Origin of the sequence: Pseudoalteromonas sp. OOF1S-7 (assembly GCF_022347765.1) — a bacterium.
In the GTDB taxonomy this organism is placed as follows: domain Bacteria; phylum Pseudomonadota; class Gammaproteobacteria; order Enterobacterales; family Alteromonadaceae; genus Pseudoalteromonas.
This window is the reverse complement of the sequence record NZ_JAKRFZ010000002.1, coordinates 110251-129098: the sequence shown is the minus strand read 5'-3', so window position 1 is coordinate 129098 and position 18848 is coordinate 110251. Positions and strand designations below refer to the sequence as shown.

The 18848-nt window shown below is 46.8% G+C and carries 13 protein-coding genes; 11 read left to right on the top strand and 2 right to left on the bottom strand.

From position 1 onward, the window contains the following. Positions 1-32: 32 nt before the first annotated feature. The 9 genes from MHN33_RS03540 (at position 33) to MHN33_RS03500 (ending at position 11962) form a co-directional block, all read left to right on the top strand. Complete coding sequence (locus tag MHN33_RS03540) at positions 33-1274, top strand: HAMP domain-containing sensor histidine kinase (RefSeq protein ID WP_239395475.1); 1242 nt, start codon at positions 33-35, stop codon at positions 1272-1274. A 3-nt stretch (positions 1275-1277) separates the two neighbouring features. Beyond that, the gene (locus MHN33_RS03535) at positions 1278-1799 is read left to right on the top strand and encodes a response regulator (RefSeq protein WP_239395464.1); all 522 of its coding nucleotides are present in this window, start codon (positions 1278-1280) and stop codon (positions 1797-1799) included. A 76-nt stretch (positions 1800-1875) separates the two neighbouring features. After that, complete coding sequence (locus MHN33_RS03530; protein ID WP_239395462.1) at positions 1876-2280, top strand: DUF1761 domain-containing protein; 405 nt, start codon at positions 1876-1878, stop codon at positions 2278-2280. 215 nt (positions 2281-2495) lie between these two features. Further along, positions 2496-2756: a hypothetical protein gene (locus MHN33_RS03525; RefSeq protein WP_239396655.1), complete on the top strand. Its 261-nt coding sequence runs from the start codon at positions 2496-2498 to the stop codon at positions 2754-2756. A gap of 443 nt (positions 2757-3199) precedes the next feature. Continuing rightward, the gene (locus MHN33_RS03520; protein WP_239395460.1) at positions 3200-5191 is read left to right on the top strand and encodes a TonB-dependent receptor; all 1992 of its coding nucleotides are present in this window, start codon (positions 3200-3202) and stop codon (positions 5189-5191) included. Positions 5192-5455: 264 nt separating this feature from the next. Next, the gene (locus MHN33_RS03515; RefSeq protein ID WP_239395450.1) at positions 5456-5956 is read left to right on the top strand and encodes a hypothetical protein; all 501 of its coding nucleotides are present in this window, start codon (positions 5456-5458) and stop codon (positions 5954-5956) included. Positions 5957-6306: 350 nt separating this feature from the next. Beyond that, complete coding sequence (locus tag MHN33_RS03510; RefSeq protein WP_239395448.1) at positions 6307-8496, top strand: pre-peptidase C-terminal domain-containing protein; 2190 nt, start codon at positions 6307-6309, stop codon at positions 8494-8496. A gap of 104 nt (positions 8497-8600) precedes the next feature. Beyond that, the gene (locus tag MHN33_RS03505) at positions 8601-10433 is read left to right on the top strand and encodes a M28 family metallopeptidase (protein WP_239396653.1); all 1833 of its coding nucleotides are present in this window, start codon (positions 8601-8603) and stop codon (positions 10431-10433) included. Between the two features lie 77 nt (positions 10434-10510). Continuing rightward, complete coding sequence (locus MHN33_RS03500) at positions 10511-11962, top strand: SLC13 family permease (protein ID WP_239395436.1); 1452 nt, start codon at positions 10511-10513, stop codon at positions 11960-11962. A 71-nt stretch (positions 11963-12033) separates the two neighbouring features. Here the strand turns inward: MHN33_RS03500 and MHN33_RS03495 are convergent, their stop codons facing one another. Together MHN33_RS03495 and MHN33_RS03490 are read right to left on the bottom strand one after the other, a co-directional pair. Next, positions 12034-14109, bottom strand: a complete 2076-nt coding sequence (locus MHN33_RS03495) for a hypothetical protein (protein ID WP_239395433.1) — start codon at positions 14107-14109, stop codon at positions 12034-12036. A 306-nt stretch (positions 14110-14415) separates the two neighbouring features. Continuing rightward, positions 14416-15147 carry a tetratricopeptide repeat protein gene (locus MHN33_RS03490; protein ID WP_239395430.1) on the bottom strand — a complete coding sequence of 244 codons (732 nt, stop codon included), beginning with the start codon at positions 15145-15147 and terminating at the stop codon, positions 14416-14418. 463 nt (positions 15148-15610) lie between these two features. Between MHN33_RS03490 and ppc the strand changes: the two genes are divergently transcribed. Together ppc and MHN33_RS03480 are read left to right on the top strand one after the other, a co-directional pair. After that, entirely contained in the window at positions 15611-18244 is a 2634-nt protein-coding gene (gene ppc / locus MHN33_RS03485) for a phosphoenolpyruvate carboxylase (protein WP_239395428.1), read from the top strand. A gap of 182 nt (positions 18245-18426) precedes the next feature. Then, positions 18427-18795, top strand: coding sequence for a hypothetical protein (locus MHN33_RS03480; protein WP_239395425.1), 369 nt, complete (start codon positions 18427-18429; stop codon positions 18793-18795). The last annotated feature ends 53 nt before the right edge of the window (positions 18796-18848 follow it).

Genomic DNA, 18848 nt, shown 5'->3' with positions numbered 1-18848 from the left:
GACGCTTTTTTTAGATTAAAACGTAGCACATCATGTTGATTAACTTTTCACCGAACTCGGCCCTTGGTCAGTTACTGTTACTGCGCTCCATTGCCATTGTATTGCAACTAGTACTGGTGCTTATCTCGTTGTGGTTCTTAGACAAAAACCTCCCGGAGCAGCCTATTTTTACTGTGATTGCACTGGAGTCGGTGTTTCAGCTGGCGAGCATTTATGCCTATCGCAAAGTCAGTGATGTGTCTCCGGGTGCAATGGTGATGCAGCTGGTGGCAGATATATTGTTTCTGACTGTGTTACTGTCTTTTCTTGGCGGCGCCAGCAACGCATTTGTCTCTTTACTGCTATTGCCTTGCATCATTGCTGCGGTCACTGTGCCACCAAGGTTTGTGGTGTTTATCTCTGGCGCAGCGCTGGCCGCCTATGGCTATTTGTATACGGTCGTGCCGATGCATCATCATGGTATGCATATGGGTCAGCACTTGCTTGGCATGCTGGTGAATTTTATTTTTATGGTGATTGTGACTGTAACGATTGTCACCTATCTGGCTAGCCGTATTCAGCAGCGCGAACTGGCGCTGGCCAAGAGCCGTGAAAAGCAGCTACAACAGGAACAGGTACTGGCGCTCGGCAGCGCAGCAGCTCAGGTTACCCATCAACTGGCAACCCCTATTGCGCATCTGAACTTACTGTTTGAGGAACTGAGTGAAGACTTTCCCCAACATCCAGCGGTGCAGGACATGCAGGCACCACTTGCTCAGTGCAAAACCCAGCTGGATGGTTTCAGGGCACAGACTGAGCTGCTTAAGCCCCATGCCCAGGTCAGCACGCAAGCGTTTGATATGCTCTGGCAGCAGCTCCATGAGCTCATGACTTTGCAATTTCCTGAGCAATCGATCACCTGTCAGTTACCAGCGCAGTCATTTTATGTCAGTGGTGATCCTATGCTGATCCCGGCGTTGTTCAACCTCTTTGTGAATGCCGCCAAGGCCAATGAAAAGTGTTCTGCGTCGCAACTGGCAGTCGACGTGACATTGTCTGAGAATGTCGCAGCGGGGAGCCGTCAAACCTGGTCCTTATCGATCCGCGATTGGGGGCCGGGTATTGAATTGGACAAGCTGGCGCTGATAGGTAAGTCAGTGGTTGATAGTTCGTCTGGTATGGGCATGGCACTGCTGCTTTCTCATGCTACAATCGAGCGACTCGAAGGGACCTTGCATTTGTCTAACCACCAGACGCACGGCGCCGTATCTGTAGTGACTTTACCTGTTATATAAATTATGAAGTTAATGATTATTGAGGACGATGTGCCATTTGCGACGACGTTGTCGCGCAGAATGAACAAACTCGGGTTTGAGTGTCAGAGTGTGCACGATGAGGCTAACATAGCAGCCCAGTGCCAGCAGTTCCTGCCGGATTATGTACTACTGGATATGAAGTTGACAGCGAGTTCCGGGTTACAACATATTGCAGTGATCCGCCAGATTGTCCCGGATGCTAAAATTGTACTTCTGACCGGATTTGCCAGTATCGCCACCGCTGTTGAGGCAATTAAGCTGGGTGCAGATGAGTATTTGACGAAACCTGCTGACACCCAGTTGATAGCAAAAACTTTGCTGGGAACACTGACACCACTCGCCATAACTGCCGAAACTACGATGTCACCCGAGCGGCTGGAATGGGAGCATATTCAGCAAACTCTTAAATCTAATAATGGCAATATTTCTGAAACCGCCAGGCAATTGAATATGCATAGACGAACATTGCAAAGAAAACTTCAGAAACGCCCTGTACTTAAATAATTCATGCAAAGCCAGGTTTGCTCTTCCAAAGGTTATTAACTAAATTGAAATTAGTGAAATAATTGAGGTAAGTGCTGTGACTGTGTTTGATGTAGATGTGGTTGCCGTTGTCATTGCGGCGATCTCCTCCTTTGCTTTGGGAGGAATATGGTACTCACCTTTGTTGTTTCATAAATCCTGGCTTGAAGAAGCTGGCTTGACAGAGCTTGATATCCAAAACGCGGACCATAAGTTGATCTTCAGCGGTGCAATGTTTTTGTCTATATTGGCAGCATTGCTCATGGCTGCATTATTGGGGAAAAGCCCGGCCATAATGGATAGTGTACTGCTGGGACTGGCGGTAGGGATCTGCTTTGTTGCCAGTACGCTTGGCACGAGTTACTTGTTTGAGCAACGCCCCCTCAAGCTATTCCTCATTAATGCGGGGTATCACACCGCGCAATTTTGTTTGATTGGTTTTGTACTTGCCATACTGAGTTAACATTTTACGTGTTTACCTGTATGTCATCACACTGCCATAGTTGATGGCCAATCTGAATATTTTTTTGACGACAAAAAAGCGGACAAATATCCTGTATTGCGTTGGTCTGGCACCATATTATAGGAGGGTTTGTGCTGTTTCAAAGACTGAAAATCACCCTACCCATGGATCCGGGCCAGCGTGTTTGGGTGAGCCTATTTTATATGGACAAAAACATGATAGATATAGTGTTTGATATTATTGGTATGATGGGTACTTTCCTGGTGGTTGGTGCATTCTTTTTACTTCAGCTGGACAAAGTCAGCCCCGACGGTATTAAGTACAATGTGATGAATCTCAGTGGTGCTATTTTACTACTTATCAGTCTCTGCTATAACTTTAACCTTGCAAGTTTTGTGATTGAGTTGTTCTGGATAGCGGCTTCGCTGATTGGTCTGTACAAGTACTTCAAAAAGCGCAGACTTGTGACAGCCTAATGTCGGATCAGGGCAGTGCGTCAGATGATGTACTGCTCGATATCAGTACTCCACACTGTACTTTGTTTTTTATGCAATAAATCGTCATATTTAATTATCATTTCTCACGCTTTTTGACTAACCTTTCTCAATAACTTACTAAAAAGTCACAAAAAACTTGCGAACTGTCCCTGTCTGCGTAATATTAAAATTGAAATATAAAATCGCTATTTGGGACTTGTTTTACAAGAAAGTACCAGTTTGCTTAATTAAGTGTTCTACTTTGAGGCGAGAAAATATCGTCGATAACCAGGCAAAAATTTGCGCACTCATACCTTAGGCAAAGGTTCTAAATGAGAAATTTTTAACGCCGTTAGCGTCATATTTGCTACTTCAAATTGAACAAGTATTAAGTGAAATTGGTATAACCGTTTAGCTGTAATTGCGTCGTTGAGCGAATGAGTATGATAAAAAGCCTGCTACCTGTAAGTATAGTTTTGCTCAGCTTGCCTCTGTGTGCCCGCCAGGAAGCGTTGTTCGAACTGACGTTCGAAGAATTGATGGATGTGACGGTAGAGCTCGCCAGTAAGACCTCAGAGACTGCCCAATCCGTCCCGTCAAGTGTGACATCGTTTTCTCAGCAGCAGATAGCTTTGCTCGGCATTCGTAACGTCTACGAACTCATGAATTTTGTGCCCGGCTTTCAGTCTACGCGAGGTGACTGGGTCGGCAGTGTGCCCAAAGAGCATGCTCGGGGTGTGTATCTGGACAATGGCAATATCCTGGTGATGCTAAACGGTCAAAGGCTGAACGATGCTTCATTCGGTAAAGCATCGGTATACGCGCCGTTTATTCCGGTTGACGTGGTTGATAAGGTCGAATTCATTCGTGGTCCGGGCTCTGCTCTGTATGGCAGCAATGCCTTCCTTGGTGTTATGAACATTGTGACGCGTCAGTCGGTGCGCCAGATTCAGGTTGGCGTAGGGTTACATCAGAGCCGCCAGGCTTCGCTAAGTTATAGCAATAGCCCTGATGCTGAACGAACCTTCTATGCAAATATCAGTGGCTATAAAACGGATGGCGAACTCTATACAGCGCACCAGGTCAGAGATCCGCAGTCGAATATTTTTATTGAGCTTGGCGGCCGCTGGAATGCGTTCAGCGCATCGCTTCACCTGACCAGGACAACGTTGGATGAGTTTATGAACTTATCCAGCTACAGCACAGACAATTTTCACACCAGTCGCAATGTTGGAGCAAAACTCAGCCACAGAACCAGGTTGTCAGACAAACTGGACAGCGATTTAACACTCAGTTTTATTCGTCATGATATCGACAGTGCTGGGTTGATCGCCACGGCTGAAGAGCTGGGGCAGCAGCACAGCTTTTTTAACGGGCCAAAGTGGCGCTCAGAAGATCTCACCCTGAACTGGGATCTGGCTTATCAATATGATGCACAGGTGGCGCTACACTGGGGGCTTGAATATTCACTAGAAACGCAGTCAAAAGCGGGTACCTATACGTCACATTTTGACCCCGTAAGTGGGCAAATTATTTTGCAAGATCAGTATTATCTGGGTGACATTAAGCCGCTGGATGAGTTTGCTGCGTTCGATAGTCTGAAGCAGGATTTTGATTCATACGCAACTTACCTGCAGCTGAAATACTCACTAACTGAACAACTGACGGTGTTTACCGGGTTGCGATTTGATGAGTTTATCGATATCGACAGTAAGCTGTCGCCTCGGATAGCCGCCATCTATGAGTTTAATTCGCACTATGCATTCAAGCTGCAATATGGTGAATCTTTTCGCATCCCGGTCAGCAATGAACTCAACTCTAATGATGATATCACCCGGGGCAATCCGCAGCTGAAATCAGAAAACATTAAAACTACTGAGCTGGTCTGGCACATGGCTTATACACAATGGCAGCTGGACCTGGTGTTGTTTGAAAACCAACTGGATGATTTTATCACGCTGGAACCGGTCGATATGGCGCAAAGCCGATTTACGTTTAGTAACGTGTATTCCACGACTATGCAGGGGCTTGAAGTCAGTGCTTCTTTTGAACTAAGCGATGCCAGCTGGTTTAAATTTAATTACACCCAGCATTTTGATGATCCATTCAGTGCCAGCTACAAGCGTTTTGGCTCATGGCAACTCAATCATCAGTTTGGTCACTGGCAAGTGGGTCTGAATGGGGTTTGGCGTGCGCAGGTTAAAGCGTTTCCTGAATTTGTACCTGATGAACCGGGCTTTCGGCACTATGAACAGGAGGCACACTGGCTGATCGGAGGCACATTGACCTGGCATCTTGATCCAAATACGCAGATTAGAATCAAGGCGCAAAATTTGTTTGATAAACAAACAAACGCATTTGACCCCAGAGTTTACGATGGCCGCGTTCCGCAGCGTGGTCAGCAACTACTGTTACAGTACTCTCAGTCATTTTAAGGCGCCACCAGTGGGGGTTACTGCTTGTATTGCTACCGCAAGTTGTTTGGCAAAATAGCTGACTGTACCGGTTATGTTGAGAGGCGTTGCTATAAAAGTCCTGTGTTTTGCGAGCAAACAAAATATTTCTTCTCATGCCACGACCCGGTGTTAATTTTCCGTTATTGCCAGATGCCTGCAAATGAGGAACGATTTGGCTATGCAGCGTTTCTGATCCCCCCTATAATACGCAGCACCTAAATTAATCTTTCTTTACTATTTGAAATGAAACCATTTATTTACGTGATCTTGCTTACTTTGCTCAGTGCCTGTTCATCGGTGCCCCACACTCCTGTTGTAAAGCAGGCGCTGCCAGATGTTACTTATGAAGGGAGAGGAAGCGCCGCTGGTCCTATGCTGGTGGGGGCCATGGGTCCTGTCGGCATTGCGATAGGATTCGCAATTGATGAAGGAATTGGTAAGGACATTGGCTCGGCCATGGAAAAATCGAAAGAGCAGGGGTTATCTGAGGTGGCAAGTGCCATTGCAGAGCAATATCCCGATACCGTATCGGTGGTCCTGCAAAAGTTGGCGTTTAAAGCGCAACCGGGTGATGATGATTCGGCGTTTGCAATGGTTGAGCTAGAGCTTGGAGCTGTGGGGCATACAGTATCATTGTGCTTACAGACAGACCCCGGTAATTTGTCCGCTCTCAAAGAGACATCACTTGGCTGGCAACTTATGGTTAAAGCCGTGTTAGCGGACCAAACATGTGTTAGTGATTAAACAGACACCTACATCAGGATGTTTTGTTATAGTATATCGTTTGGGGTTTGACAACCTGCAATATTAATCATTAAATGCCAATATCACCTTGTCTGTAACAAAATCCTTACACTTAGTGCGTGGCGCACACGCTTGCGTGTTCGGGTTTTGTATTCAAGTAAATGTAAACAAAGCTAATTTTAAATTTTAAGCTTTGGTAAACTTTAAAATAACCAAAAGTTAATAAAAGTTTATTTTTTTAGCTTTGTTACTAATCTCTATGTTGCGTGTTCGTTAACTAAACGCGTTGCGAGTGGGGTTTCTATACCTCCGCCGCACACAAAACAACAAGTAATCATGGAGCAAATCAAGTGAAACTATCAAAAATCGCATTGGCAACGGTTACTGGACTGATGCTGGTGTCAGGTACCGCGAATGCCGCTCAAAAGCGCTTCCTAAACACCCATAATACCATTTCTGCAATGCTAGAATCTGCCGCCCCAGCCGTGTTATCTGCACAGCCGGAGCAGTTAATTGGCCTTGGTGCGGACAGCACCTTGGTTGAGTTGAAGTCCTATCCGCATGACAGTGGAGCGGTTACCAAGCGCTATCAGCAAATGTATAAGGGGCTGCCGGTCATTGGAGACACCGTTAGCCTGACTTACAATAGCGCCGGCGCGTTAAAGCGGGCACATGGGGCTGCTGTATATGAGATTGCAGCTGATCTAGACACTGTGACGCCAAAATTGACCATGCAGACATTGCAGAACAATCTGGAAGCGCAATTTATGGCGCAACAAAATGGCGAGGAAGTCGTGCTGGCAAAGCATAATGAAACCAGTCGACTGGGCATCTGGCTTGATGATCAGTCTACGGCCAGGCTGGTCTATGAGGTGACTTATGTCACCTATGGTAAATCGCCATCACGTCCCTATAAAATTATTGATGCCAACAGTGGTGAACTGCTGATGGAATTCGATAATATTCAGCATGCAAATGCAACCGGCCCGGGCGGCAACCAGAAAACGGGTCGTTATCAGTATGGGACTGACTATGGCCACTTAGATGTGGGCCAATCGGGTAATACCTGTACCATGAATAACGCCAATGTAAAAACCATTAATCTCAATCATGGCAGCAGCGGATCTACAGCGCACAGCTTTACCTGCCCAGAAAACACGGTTAAAGAAATCAATGGAGCATATTCTCCTTTGAATGACGCGCATTACTTTGGCAATGTTGTTTTCAATATGTATAACGACTGGTTAGGTACGGCTCCCTTAACTTTTCAGCTTAAAATGCGCGTTCATTATGGTAACAGCTATGAGAATGCATTCTGGGATGGCAGCGCGATGACCTTTGGCGATGGTCAGAATCGTTTCTACCCCTTAGTCAGCCTCGATGTGTCGGCACACGAAGTCAGCCATGGGTTCACAGAGCAAAACTCCGGACTGGTTTATCGTTATAAATCAGGTGGCCTGAATGAAGCATTTTCAGACATGGCAGGTGAAGCTGCAGAGTTTTACATGAAGGGCAGTAATGACTGGATGGTTGGTGAGGAGATCTTCAAATCTACCGGTGCACTGCGTTATATGGATGATCCGACTAAAGACGGCAACTCTATTGGTCATCAATCAGATTATACCTCCAGCATGGATGTACATCATAGTTCCGGGGTATTCAATAAGGCCTTTTACACACTGGCAAACAAAGCCGGCTGGGATACTAAAAAAGCCTTCATCGTCATGGCTAAAGCAAACCAGCTTTACTGGACGGCGAATACTGATTGGGATACGGCGGGCAATGGTGTAATGGACGCAGCATGTGATCTGGGCTACAGCCATGAAGATGTGAAAGATGCTTTAGCGGTTGTGGGGGTTACTTCTCAGCTAAGTCCGGGCAGTTCGTGTGGCACGACTGAGCCTCCGCAGGATGAGCTGCTGACTAACGGTGTCGCCCGTACCGGGATTAGTGGTGCATCAAAGGCGCAAAATTTCTTCCGCCTGGAAGTGCCAGCTGATGCCACTAACCTGTCATTTGTAACTACCGGGGGCAGCGGTGATGCGGATCTGTATGTTAAGTTTGGCAGTCGCCCGACTTTACAAGCTTTTGACTGCAAGAGTACGTCATCCAGTAGCAATGAGACTTGCAACATCGCCAACGTGCAGGCGGGTACCTATTACATCATGGTCGAAGCATGGAATGCGATTTCCGGTGTATCACTAACCGGTTCTTATAGTTCAGGAGGAACAGGCACGCCCCCGATTGACCGTACCGAGAGCAATGTCAACGTGGGCTCCGGACAATGGACGCGATTCACGCAAGAGCTGACCGCTGGCTACTCTAATCTCACCGTTACCATTAATGGTGGCAGTGGCGATGCCGATTTGTATGTGAGATACGGTAGCGAATCGACTCTCTCAACATATGATTGTCGTCCATATCGTAATGGCAATACGGAGAGCTGTACCTTTGATAACCCTCAAGCGGGTACCTGGCATATTGACTTACGTGGCTACTCTGCAGCGAGTGATGTCACAGTGAGTATTCAGGCTAACTAGTGATTGAATAGGGGAGCATGACGCTCCCTTCTTGCTTGTACATTGACTTATAAAGGGGTGTTGCGATGACAGCTCAACGATCAGCTCGTGTGCCTGCCAGATTAATGGCCGCGAACTTAATATTTTTTTCTCATGGTGTCGCATTTGCCAATGCTGCGCCACAATCGGATCAGTCCTGGATCACGATAGATACGATGGCTGGACAGCATTACCAGTTACAGAATTTACTGACAGGCAGGCATATTGATGCTCAGGTCAGTGCAATACCGGGTGTCAGCATAGCGCAGATAGATGGTGCGGAACATGGTGAGTTAAGCCATTTTATGCATGAAAACTACCATCGCTGCGGTGGATTTGTTGCGCATGCATCAAAAAGCGACGCTGAGCTCTACCTGTCTCAGCTGAACCTGGTACATAACAATCAGCCACTGCAAACCTACACCATAGATAATCCGGCCATGGTCAATGCTATGATGAATGAAGTGAGTACGACCAGCCTGGATAACACGGTAGCCAGCCTGACCGCGTTTCACAACCGTTACTATACCCAGCAAAGCGGTGTTGATGCGGCGCAGTGGATTAAACAAAAATGGCAGACCATCACTCAGTCTCGCAGTGACATAAGCGTAGATTACTATGATCATAGCTGGTCTCAGTCATCGGTGGTTGTGACTATAAACGGGGCTGAAAATGCCAATGAAATTGTCGTGATAGGTGGGCACCTGGACTCGATTAACCAATCGAATCCGTCTGGAGGAAGAGCACCAGGGGCCGACGACAACGCATCGGGTATTGCTGTACTTACCGAGGCGTTAAAGGCATTGGTTGCTGCCGATTACAAACCACAACGGACCATTCAGATCATGGGCTTTGCCGCAGAGGAGGTGGGTCTGCGGGGCTCAAAAGCGATTGCGCAGGACTACCAGTCTCAGGGGAAAAATGTTGTCGGTATGGTGCAGTTTGATATGACCGGAAACAATGGCAGTGCACAGGATATCACAATGATGACAGACTACACCAACAGTGGTCAGAATCAATTTTTGTCGCAGCTACTTGATGCCTACTTAGCCAATTTAAGCTATGGCTATGATCAGTGTGGCTATGGTTGCTCAGATCATGCCTCCTGGTATCAGCAAGGGTTTGCTGCTTCGATGCCGTTTGAGTCCCGTATGTCTGAGATCAACCGTAAGATACATACCAGCAACGATACTGCTTTTGATGCCACGCATGCCAGTAAGTTTGCCAAGCTAGCGGTCGCGTATCTGGCTGAAATGGGCAAAAATGCCGGAGATTTGCCACCACCGGATCCCGGCAAGCTGCAAAATGGTGTGCCAAAAACGGGGATCAGCGGTGTGGCCAAGTCCCAACATGATTTCTCACTTGAAGTACCTGCGGGGAGTAGCAGCTTGGTTTTTAAAACCTCAGGCGGCTCCGGCGATGCTGATCTGTACGTCAAATACGGCTCCAAACCAACGTTGCAAAGCTTTGACTGTAAGAGCACAACGTCCAGCAGCACTGAAACCTGCACCATGAATACTGTCAATGAGGGTACTTACTATGTCATGGTAGAAGCCTGGAATGAAATTCAAAACGTAACTCTTGTGGGTGAGTATCAACAAGGGGGCACAACACCGACACCAATTAACCGTACAGAAGTCGACCTTTCGGTGGCGCAAGGGGACTGGATTAATTTCTCACAATCACTGGAAAGTGGCTACCAGACTCTGAGCGTAACTTTATCTGGCGGAGTAGGAGATGGCGACCTATATGTCAAACAGGGTTCTGAGGTAGGTGACAATCATTATGATTGCCGCCCCTATAAAAGTGGTAACGAAGAAACCTGTACCTTCAGTACCCCGAGTGCAGGCAACTGGTATATCGGGGTAAAAGGCTATCAAAGTGCCAGTGGGATGACGTTGTTGATAACAGCACAGTAGCAAGATTTTCCATACTCTGTACTTATTTTACTGGCATAATACCCATAGAGTGTTAAATCCAGGTAAAAAAATAAGTAATGGATAATTTGAAAAAGTCAAAACTCTGGACCGACCGGTTATGTCTGCTGCTCGGTCCTGCTTTTATGCTGCTAACGTGCTTTATCGCCCCTCCCGAAGAGATGAGTGTTGAAGCCTGGCGCACTGCCGGACTTGCAGTGTGGCTGGGTATCTGGTGGGTCAGTGAAGTTGTCCCCATACCTGTTACTTCTTTGGTTCCTCTGCTGGTGGTGCCCCTGGCCGGGATCAACGACATTAAATCCGCATCAAGTTTGTATGCACACCCTCTGATCTTCTTGTTTCTGGGCGGCTTCCTGATCTCCATTGCCATGGAAAGGTGGCAGCTGCACAAACGTATCGCACTGCATACAATGCTACGCAGTGGCAACAACCCCAAGACCCAAATTCTGGCAATGATGCTGGTAAGTGGGTTTTTATCTATGTGGATCAACAACACGGCAACCACTTTAATGATGTTGCCAATTGCCTTGTCGGTCATCCATGTACTCAAGGACAATCAGTCTCAGGATAATAACTATGGTATTGCACTGTTGCTGGCGATCGCCTACAGCGCGAGTCTGGGCGGTGTAGGTACTATCATTGGCACAGCCCCGAACGCACTGATGGTTGCCTACCTGTGGGAAAACTATGAGATTAAAATTGGCTTTGCTCAGTGGATGGTGATGGCAGTGCCTTTCACATTTGGTATGATTTTGTTGTGCTGGGTGTGGCTGACACGGTTTGCGTTTAAGGTGCAGGCTACGAATAGTGACACAAACCTTACTCAGATTTTTACAAAACAACTGGGTGAACTGGGCTCTATGAACCTGGCTGAAAAAAATGTCCTGCTGGTCTTTGTCTTTGCTGCCGTGAGTTGGATTGGCCGACCATACCTGGCAGACTGGACGGGTCTGGACATCACAGACACAGGTATTGCGATGGCAGCTGCTTTACTGTTATTCGTGCTCCCGGCAAAGCAGGGGAGTGATGTGAGATTAATGGATTGGCAGGCCGCGCAGCAGGTACCCTGGGGGATCTTATTATTGTTCGGTGGTGGGTTAACACTGGCATCACAAATTAAAGGCTCTGGACTGGCTGAGTACATCGCCAACATGCTGGCTGGTGCCAGTGCCATACCTTTGGTACTGGGTGTGCTGGCAGTCGCGGCACTTATTACCTTTTTAACAGAGCTGACCAGTAACACAGCAACAGCAGCTGGCTTTTTGCCTCTTTTGGGCCCGGTCGCTGAGCAAATCGCGGGTACACCACTCATCTGGGTAATACCTGCAGCAATGGCCGCAAGCTGCGCCTTTATGATGCCGGTGGCCACACCGCCTAACGCAATCGTATTTGGCTCGGGAGAGATAAAAATCCGCGATATGATAAAAGCTGGGTTTGTTATGAACCTGTTTGCGATTGTGGTGATAACGACGCTGACTGTAACAGTCGGTAGTTACATGTTTGGCTATTAGTGTGGCTAAATAGGAAGAAATAAAAAGGTCAGGCCCTGCACTGATAAACTCAGGCAGGGCCATATATCGTATTAGTCGATAGAGAGTGTTTTAACCCCGGTTGAGATATCAGTATCAGAACCCGGTAAACGGTAAGTAATATCGACATCTACGCTGTTTTCCGCGTTATCGGCATGGTCCATGAATTGCGCCGTCCCTGCATAGTGCCCATCTTGGTCAGACTGGCCTATGTAGTCAAAACAAATAGAACGGTAGTAACCATTTGGTTGAGCTGAGCGCGTATTTAGGTATACGTTGGAATCTAGCTGCTCATTGTCAGCTAGTGCATAGAAATAAGTGTTAGAATCCCCATAATAGTGGTGGTCGGCTGTGTATTTAACACCATTGGTTGTGACCGCACTGATACGTGCTGCAACAAGTGTCACTTCTTTTGGTGCAATGATACACAGCTGGTACGAGACAGTATCGCTGTTAGTACCACTTTGTTCGCCGGCTGTGTTCTTGGGTGTGATGAGTGCACCACCGCTGCGATAGTTCATGTTGTCTGCTTTGAATTGAGATTCATCGAACTCAAATGGTGTGTCGATTGAAAATGAAACTGAACGGTTGACGTAACCATATGAGTCTGTTTCTTTTCGAGCGACATTGTCAAGCTCGTAACGGTACATATAACCCGCTTCAAGTGGTGCAGCCGGGGTAATAGAGAGCTTGGTATCATTGAATGACAGCGCGCGGTTTACCTCGACAGAGTGGTTACTACGGTGTATAGAGGTTGTTCCTGCAGCGACGTCGTCACTGTCAGAGTCATTGCCTTTTACAACGGTGATTACACCTTGCTTGTATAACCGGACAGAGTCTTGCTGTAGTGAAACAGGGGCATTAAAGTAGTAAGTTAAGCCGTGTGTCTCTGCAACGGTGTCTTCTGTAGACTCGATGATCTCCAGTCCCAGGTAAGGCGCCGAAACTTGTTCTTCGAGTGGTATGGTGATCGCCAAGGTGTTGTTGCTTAATTCAGACTGATACAAGCTCTCCCGGTGGCTGTGATTGTGATGTCGGCTTATATTAAAGGTGCCCCTTTGATCACGAGAAATGCCAATATTGTCGGCCTTATACGTACGACCGTTAACTGAGAACTCATGAGTGATGAATTGCAGATCGCCGTAGTACTTAGCTGATAAATTGTAATGTCCTTGCGCTTCATTAAATGTAAAGCTGCTGTCACCTTTATCATTGTTGATTGCAAATACAGTATCAGGATAAAGCTGCTCACCTGATGCGCTGACAAAGTTAACCATTAAGTCGTACTCATTCATACTCTCAACGGTTGCATATAACGCTGTTTGTTGCTCGGCATTAAAGTTGTACAAGCTCACGATGCCATTGCCTGAGTCAATGGAGTAGTCTGATCTATAGATGGTGTACTCGTCATGGCCATCGTTGTCTACGTCTACATCAATCTCCAGATCGAAATCAATGCCTTGAGGCACGATGAGTTCATACTGGTTTGTATCAGTGTTATAGGTTGCGCCAATCTTATTTTGTTCCAGCATATGTTCCAGTTCATATCGCGCACTGGTATGAGTGTTAATTTCTGGTTCAGCCGTAATTTGCAAATCGGAAATGGCTTCAAAAGTGTTCCGATTGAGAATACTAAAGGTAACAGTATGCGGTTTGGATACCGTCAATGTTTGTACAGCGCTGACTACTTCAGTACGGCTACCGGCACTGCGTGTTGCATGGTCGAACAGCTGAGTAATAATCGCGTTGCTTGGACTGCTTACTTTGAGTAAAATATTGCTGTACTGAGGGACCTTAGGAATTGAGTAGCTGCCATCTTCGGCAACGTCGACAGGCTCGTGCCACATGCCGTCATAGTATGCAGTCACTTGCACATCAGACAGATCAACGCCTTCCACTGCTGCAACAATGCCACCTTTCAGAACAAATGGTGTTTCGAGCGCTTTGTCTTTAACGGCCTGATCTTCGCTTTGCTTTTTGTTTTCATCAAGCTGGTTTTGTAAAATTTGATTTTGCTGTTCAAGTTTGTTGACCAGTTCATCATTGTTGTTATTGTCTTCAACGTCAAGACATCCACTCAGAGCAAAACATGCTGCTAAACCCATTGCAATTTTTGAATATTTAAACATCCATATGACCTTTAATTTATGTACAAAATGTCCCCGTTTTGGGATGGGGGGATTAAATCATATCGGAAAGTAGAAATCTTCACAGGGTTACAAAAAGAGACAATGAAATTCTTTTTTTTACACTTTGTTGTCGTATATTTAAATTTTAATATCACTAAATTTTCATGGTTAATCTGGCAGGAGTTTAAACGTAAGGTGGGTATTCTTCAGGTGTTGGTTACACTGAGAGTGTAAAAATGATGGGCAATATTATCCCTTAAACCCGCACAATGAAGCCTTATTTGTGCGGGTTGTGCAAACTCCAGACTAGTCTTCTGTAATTTGCGACCCTGCAATATAGGTTCTGGCCTGAATTTTGTGATAAATGGTATCGGCGATTTCCTGTGCATCTTCACGTTGAGAGCGTGACATACTCTTTTCATCAAGTCTGCGGCTGGTCGACGCTGGGCGGTAACCATTATATTCGGCCAGTGTATTCCAGATATATGAGCGCTGAATGTTTTTTTCGCCCCCGAGACCTTGATAATAAAGCAGTGCGAGATTAAACATGGCCAGTGTGTAATTATTGGCAGCCGCACGCTCATACCAGAATTTGGCCTGGCTGTAATCCTGCGTCACACCATCTCCGTTGGCATACATTACACCCAGGTTAAACTGGGCGGCAGGTAAGTTCTTTTTGGCTGCTGACATAAATAGATCAACGGCTTTTTGTTTATCAATTTTAACACCCTGGCCTTGCTCATACATTACGGCCAATGAAAACATGGCATCAGCACTGCCCAATTTTACTGCCTGCTGCATTAGCTCGGCTGCTTTGTGTGGGCTTCTGGGTACGCCATATCCACCCTCATGCATTTTGGCCAGTTCATAGATACCCGGTGCGTATCCCATATCAGCAAGGTATCTGAACTCTTTCAGGGCGACATCAAATTGCCCGGCATTGGCTGCCGCAATACCTTCTTCGAGCCCGGCTTGCGCAGCGGGTGTGTTGGCAAGCAGACCCGCAAAGGCCAGTGCGTAAGTAAGTTTTTGCCACATGTGCGTTCTCCTTCAAAACCGATGTTGTGTGTCACCAGATCAAGTGCTGAGTATAGCACTGTGGTGCGATTCTGGTTTTGCTTAGTAATCATGCCAAATGAGTAGTATAAGCGATTGAAGCGAAATAAAAAAAGCCCTTTCGGGCTTTTCTGTTACATATCAACCGTCACTGATATGAGCAATGTAGCAAGTAAATGAGTACGTGAGCCAATTTCCCCTGTGAAAAGTCCTTGGCAGATCAACGTTAATGAAGCCGGAAACGGAGAATAGAGCAACGAGGTGTCCTGGTCTTCATTGAGAATGATTATCACTAACGAGATTTGAAAAGTCAACAGTAAATGATAATTAATTGCGTTTAGGTGGTTTTATAACTTTTCTGTTTTGCTTGTCATCAAAGTATCTTTTCTTTTTTACTGTAGAGTCAGTATATTGGGGTGAGTGAAAATTGTTCAGGGAGCATGTTATGCAACAGCAATATACAGAATTGAAACGAAACGTGAGCCTGCTGGGTGAGCTGCTGGGCACCACCATAGCCCACTCACAGGGGCCAGAAGTACTCGAAAAAGTGGAGTTGATCCGGCATCTCGCCAAATCATCACGAAGTGGTGATGCCGAGGCAAGAGAGACGTTAATTGAAACTCTGCAGTCCTTGCCTGACGAAGAGTTACTGCCGGTGTGTCGCGCGTTCAGTCATTTCCTTAACCTCGCTAATGTTGCTGAGCAACAGCATACTATTTCTGACTCTGGATGCCCGCAAGGTCCGTTTGACACCTTGCAAGCCACTTTGTCTGACATCACCAGAAAAGTGAGTCAGGGCGAAACAGATCAGTACAAAGTCGCCCAGGTGATCGAAAATCTGTCTGTCGAGTTGGTGTTAACAGCGCATCCGACAGAAGTTACGCGCCGTACGCTGATCAGCAAGCACGTAGAGCTGAGTGATTGTTTGACAGAGCTTGCGGCATGCCAAGATAGCAGCCTTTGTCGCAATGAGGTGATAGCGCGGATTGAGCAATTGATCTGCCAGGCATGGCACACCAACGAAATCAGAAATAAGCGACCTACGCCACTGGAGGAGGCGAAGTGGGGGTTTGCGGTGATTGAAAATAGCTTGTGGGATGCGGTGCCTAAATTTACCCGAACGCTTACTCAGCTCGCTGAAGGGCAACTTGGTCTTACCCTGCCGGAGGATTATGCGCCCATCAGTCTGGCTTCCTGGATGGGCGGCGACAGGGATGGCAACCCCAATGTGACAGCTGAAGTTACTCAAAGCGTATTGGATCATGGCCGCTGGATGGCATTAGATTTATATTATCGTGACCTTGATATATTGAGCTCTGAACTGTCAATGGCCCCCGCCAATGGGGAGCTGAAAGAACTAACCGGGGACCATTCTGAACCTTATCGTGCGCTACTTAAGCAGCTTAAAGCTGATATCAATGAAACAATTATGTTTTTGGAACACAAGATTAAATCCCAGCCAAGTTCCTGCCAGGATAAGATCCGCTTAACGGCACAACTAATGAAGCCATTAAGTATCTGTTATCGTTCACTCACAGAATGCGGAATGGAAGTGGTGGCCAATGGCATGTTGCTGGATGTAATGCACAGGCTCAGATGCTTTGGTGTACAGCTGTGTAAACTGGATATTCGTCAGGATTCAGGGCGCCATGGTGACGTATTGTCTGAAGTGACGCGCTATCTGGGGCTGGGAGATTACGCGCAATGGTCTGAGCAAGATAAACAGGCTTTTTTGCTGTCGGAGCTATCGTCACGGCGTCCTTTGTTACCCAAACATTGGCAACCCAGCGAAGAAGTGCAGGAAGTGCTAGATACTTTCGCTGTTATTGCAAATCAAGACAGGGCAGCGCTGGGGATCTATATCATCTCAATGGCCAGAGAAGCATCGGATGTACTCGCCGTTGAGCTGTTGTTGCAAGAAAGTGGTTGTCCTTTCAAGCTGCCTGTCGCGCCGCTCTTTGAAACACTGGATGACCTGAACAACGCTCAGCAAGTAATACAGCAATTGTTCGACTCCAGTTGGTATAAAGGCCATGTAGGGCAACAACAGTATGTCATGATTGGCTATTCGGACTCAGCCAAAGATGCCGGTATGATGGCGGCTGGTTGGGCACAATACCTTGCTATGGAACAGCTCATTGAAGTCGGGGAAAAATATCAGGTTGAAATGCACCTGTTTCACGGCCGTGGTGGCACCATAGGGCGGGGAGGGGCACCAGCGGCACAGGCGCTGCGTTCTCAACCTCCCGGCTCATTGAGCCATGGCTTACGCGTGACAGAGCAAGGAGAAATGATCCGCTTTAAGTTTGGTCTGACTCCGGTGGCGATACAAAGCCTGTCTCTGTACGCCAGCGCAATTATCGAAAATAACCTTTATCCACCGCCGCAGCCTAAATCAGACTGGCGTGAAGCCATGGCACTGCTGAGCGAGCATTCTTGCAAACAGTACCGGGATTTTGTTCGCGGCAATGCCGACTTTGTCTCTTATTTCAGAGCGGCCACGCCGGAAATTGAGCTGGCTAAGCTACCTTTGGGTTCTCGTCCGGCTAAACGTAAGCCGCAGGGTGGGATAGAAAGCCTCAGGGCAATCCCCTGGATTTTCGCCTGGAGTCAGAATCGTCTGATGCTGCCGGCATGGTTGGGAGCACTCGCGGGTATTCAAAGTGTAGTGAAGACACACGGAGAGGCATTACTGGGAGAGATGAGTGAACAGTGGCCATTTTTCAGAACGCGTCTTGAAATGCTGGAAATGGTGTTTTGTAAAACCGATGTGTGGCTGAGCGAATATTACGATGCACGCCTGGTGCCGGCAGAGTTGAGGCCTTTGGGTGAGTCACTGCGCAGTGAATTAAAAGAAGCGACGTTGTTTATCGAAAAGTATGCACCAAAAGGTTCTCTTTTGTCTGCACAGCCCTGGATCAGAGAGTCAATCGAATTGCGCAACCCTTATACTGATCCCCTCAACGTACTACAAGTAGAGCTGCTCAAAAGAACCCGAGCGAAAGCTAATCAGGAACTCGACAGTGCGCTGATGATTACGATGATGGGCATTGCTGCTGGGATAAGAAATACAGGTTAATTTTATTTATTACAATAATAAGTTTATTCTGCAATAACAAAAACCAATCCTATAGGGTTGGTTTTTTGTTTTTATCTGGTTTTTTATGGTTGGTTTGTTGACATCAATTCTTAATTAACTAGAATGCCCTGCTACCTTGTAAACGCGCTTAACTTTAACAAAAGCAATAGTCAGAGGCTGAAATGTCAACGCTTTCAACCAGTATCACTTACGATGAAACCACAACCCTGATCATGATGACCCTCAGAGGGAAGGCCGGGGTGGATGATGTTGTTAATGCTTACAGAGCTGCTAACAATTATGCTTCCAAACACCAAAGTAGCAAATTGCTGGTGGATGTGTCTGAGCTGGAGCACAGATTTGCAGCGATTGACGTGGTCAACATCATGCCTAAAGTCGCACATCATGTTAAAAACATGAAAATTGCCCGAGTGGTGGGGATAGAGGGGTTTATGCATGATCTATTTTTGCAAAAGGTACAGCGCTTTGGCATTAATGCGGAGAATTTCGAGTGCTTTAAAAGTGCTAAGGAATGGTTGAGTAAAAGCTGATTCGGGCGTAAACTGGTCTGCCATGAAACAAGCGCAAAACAGCGCTGCGCAGG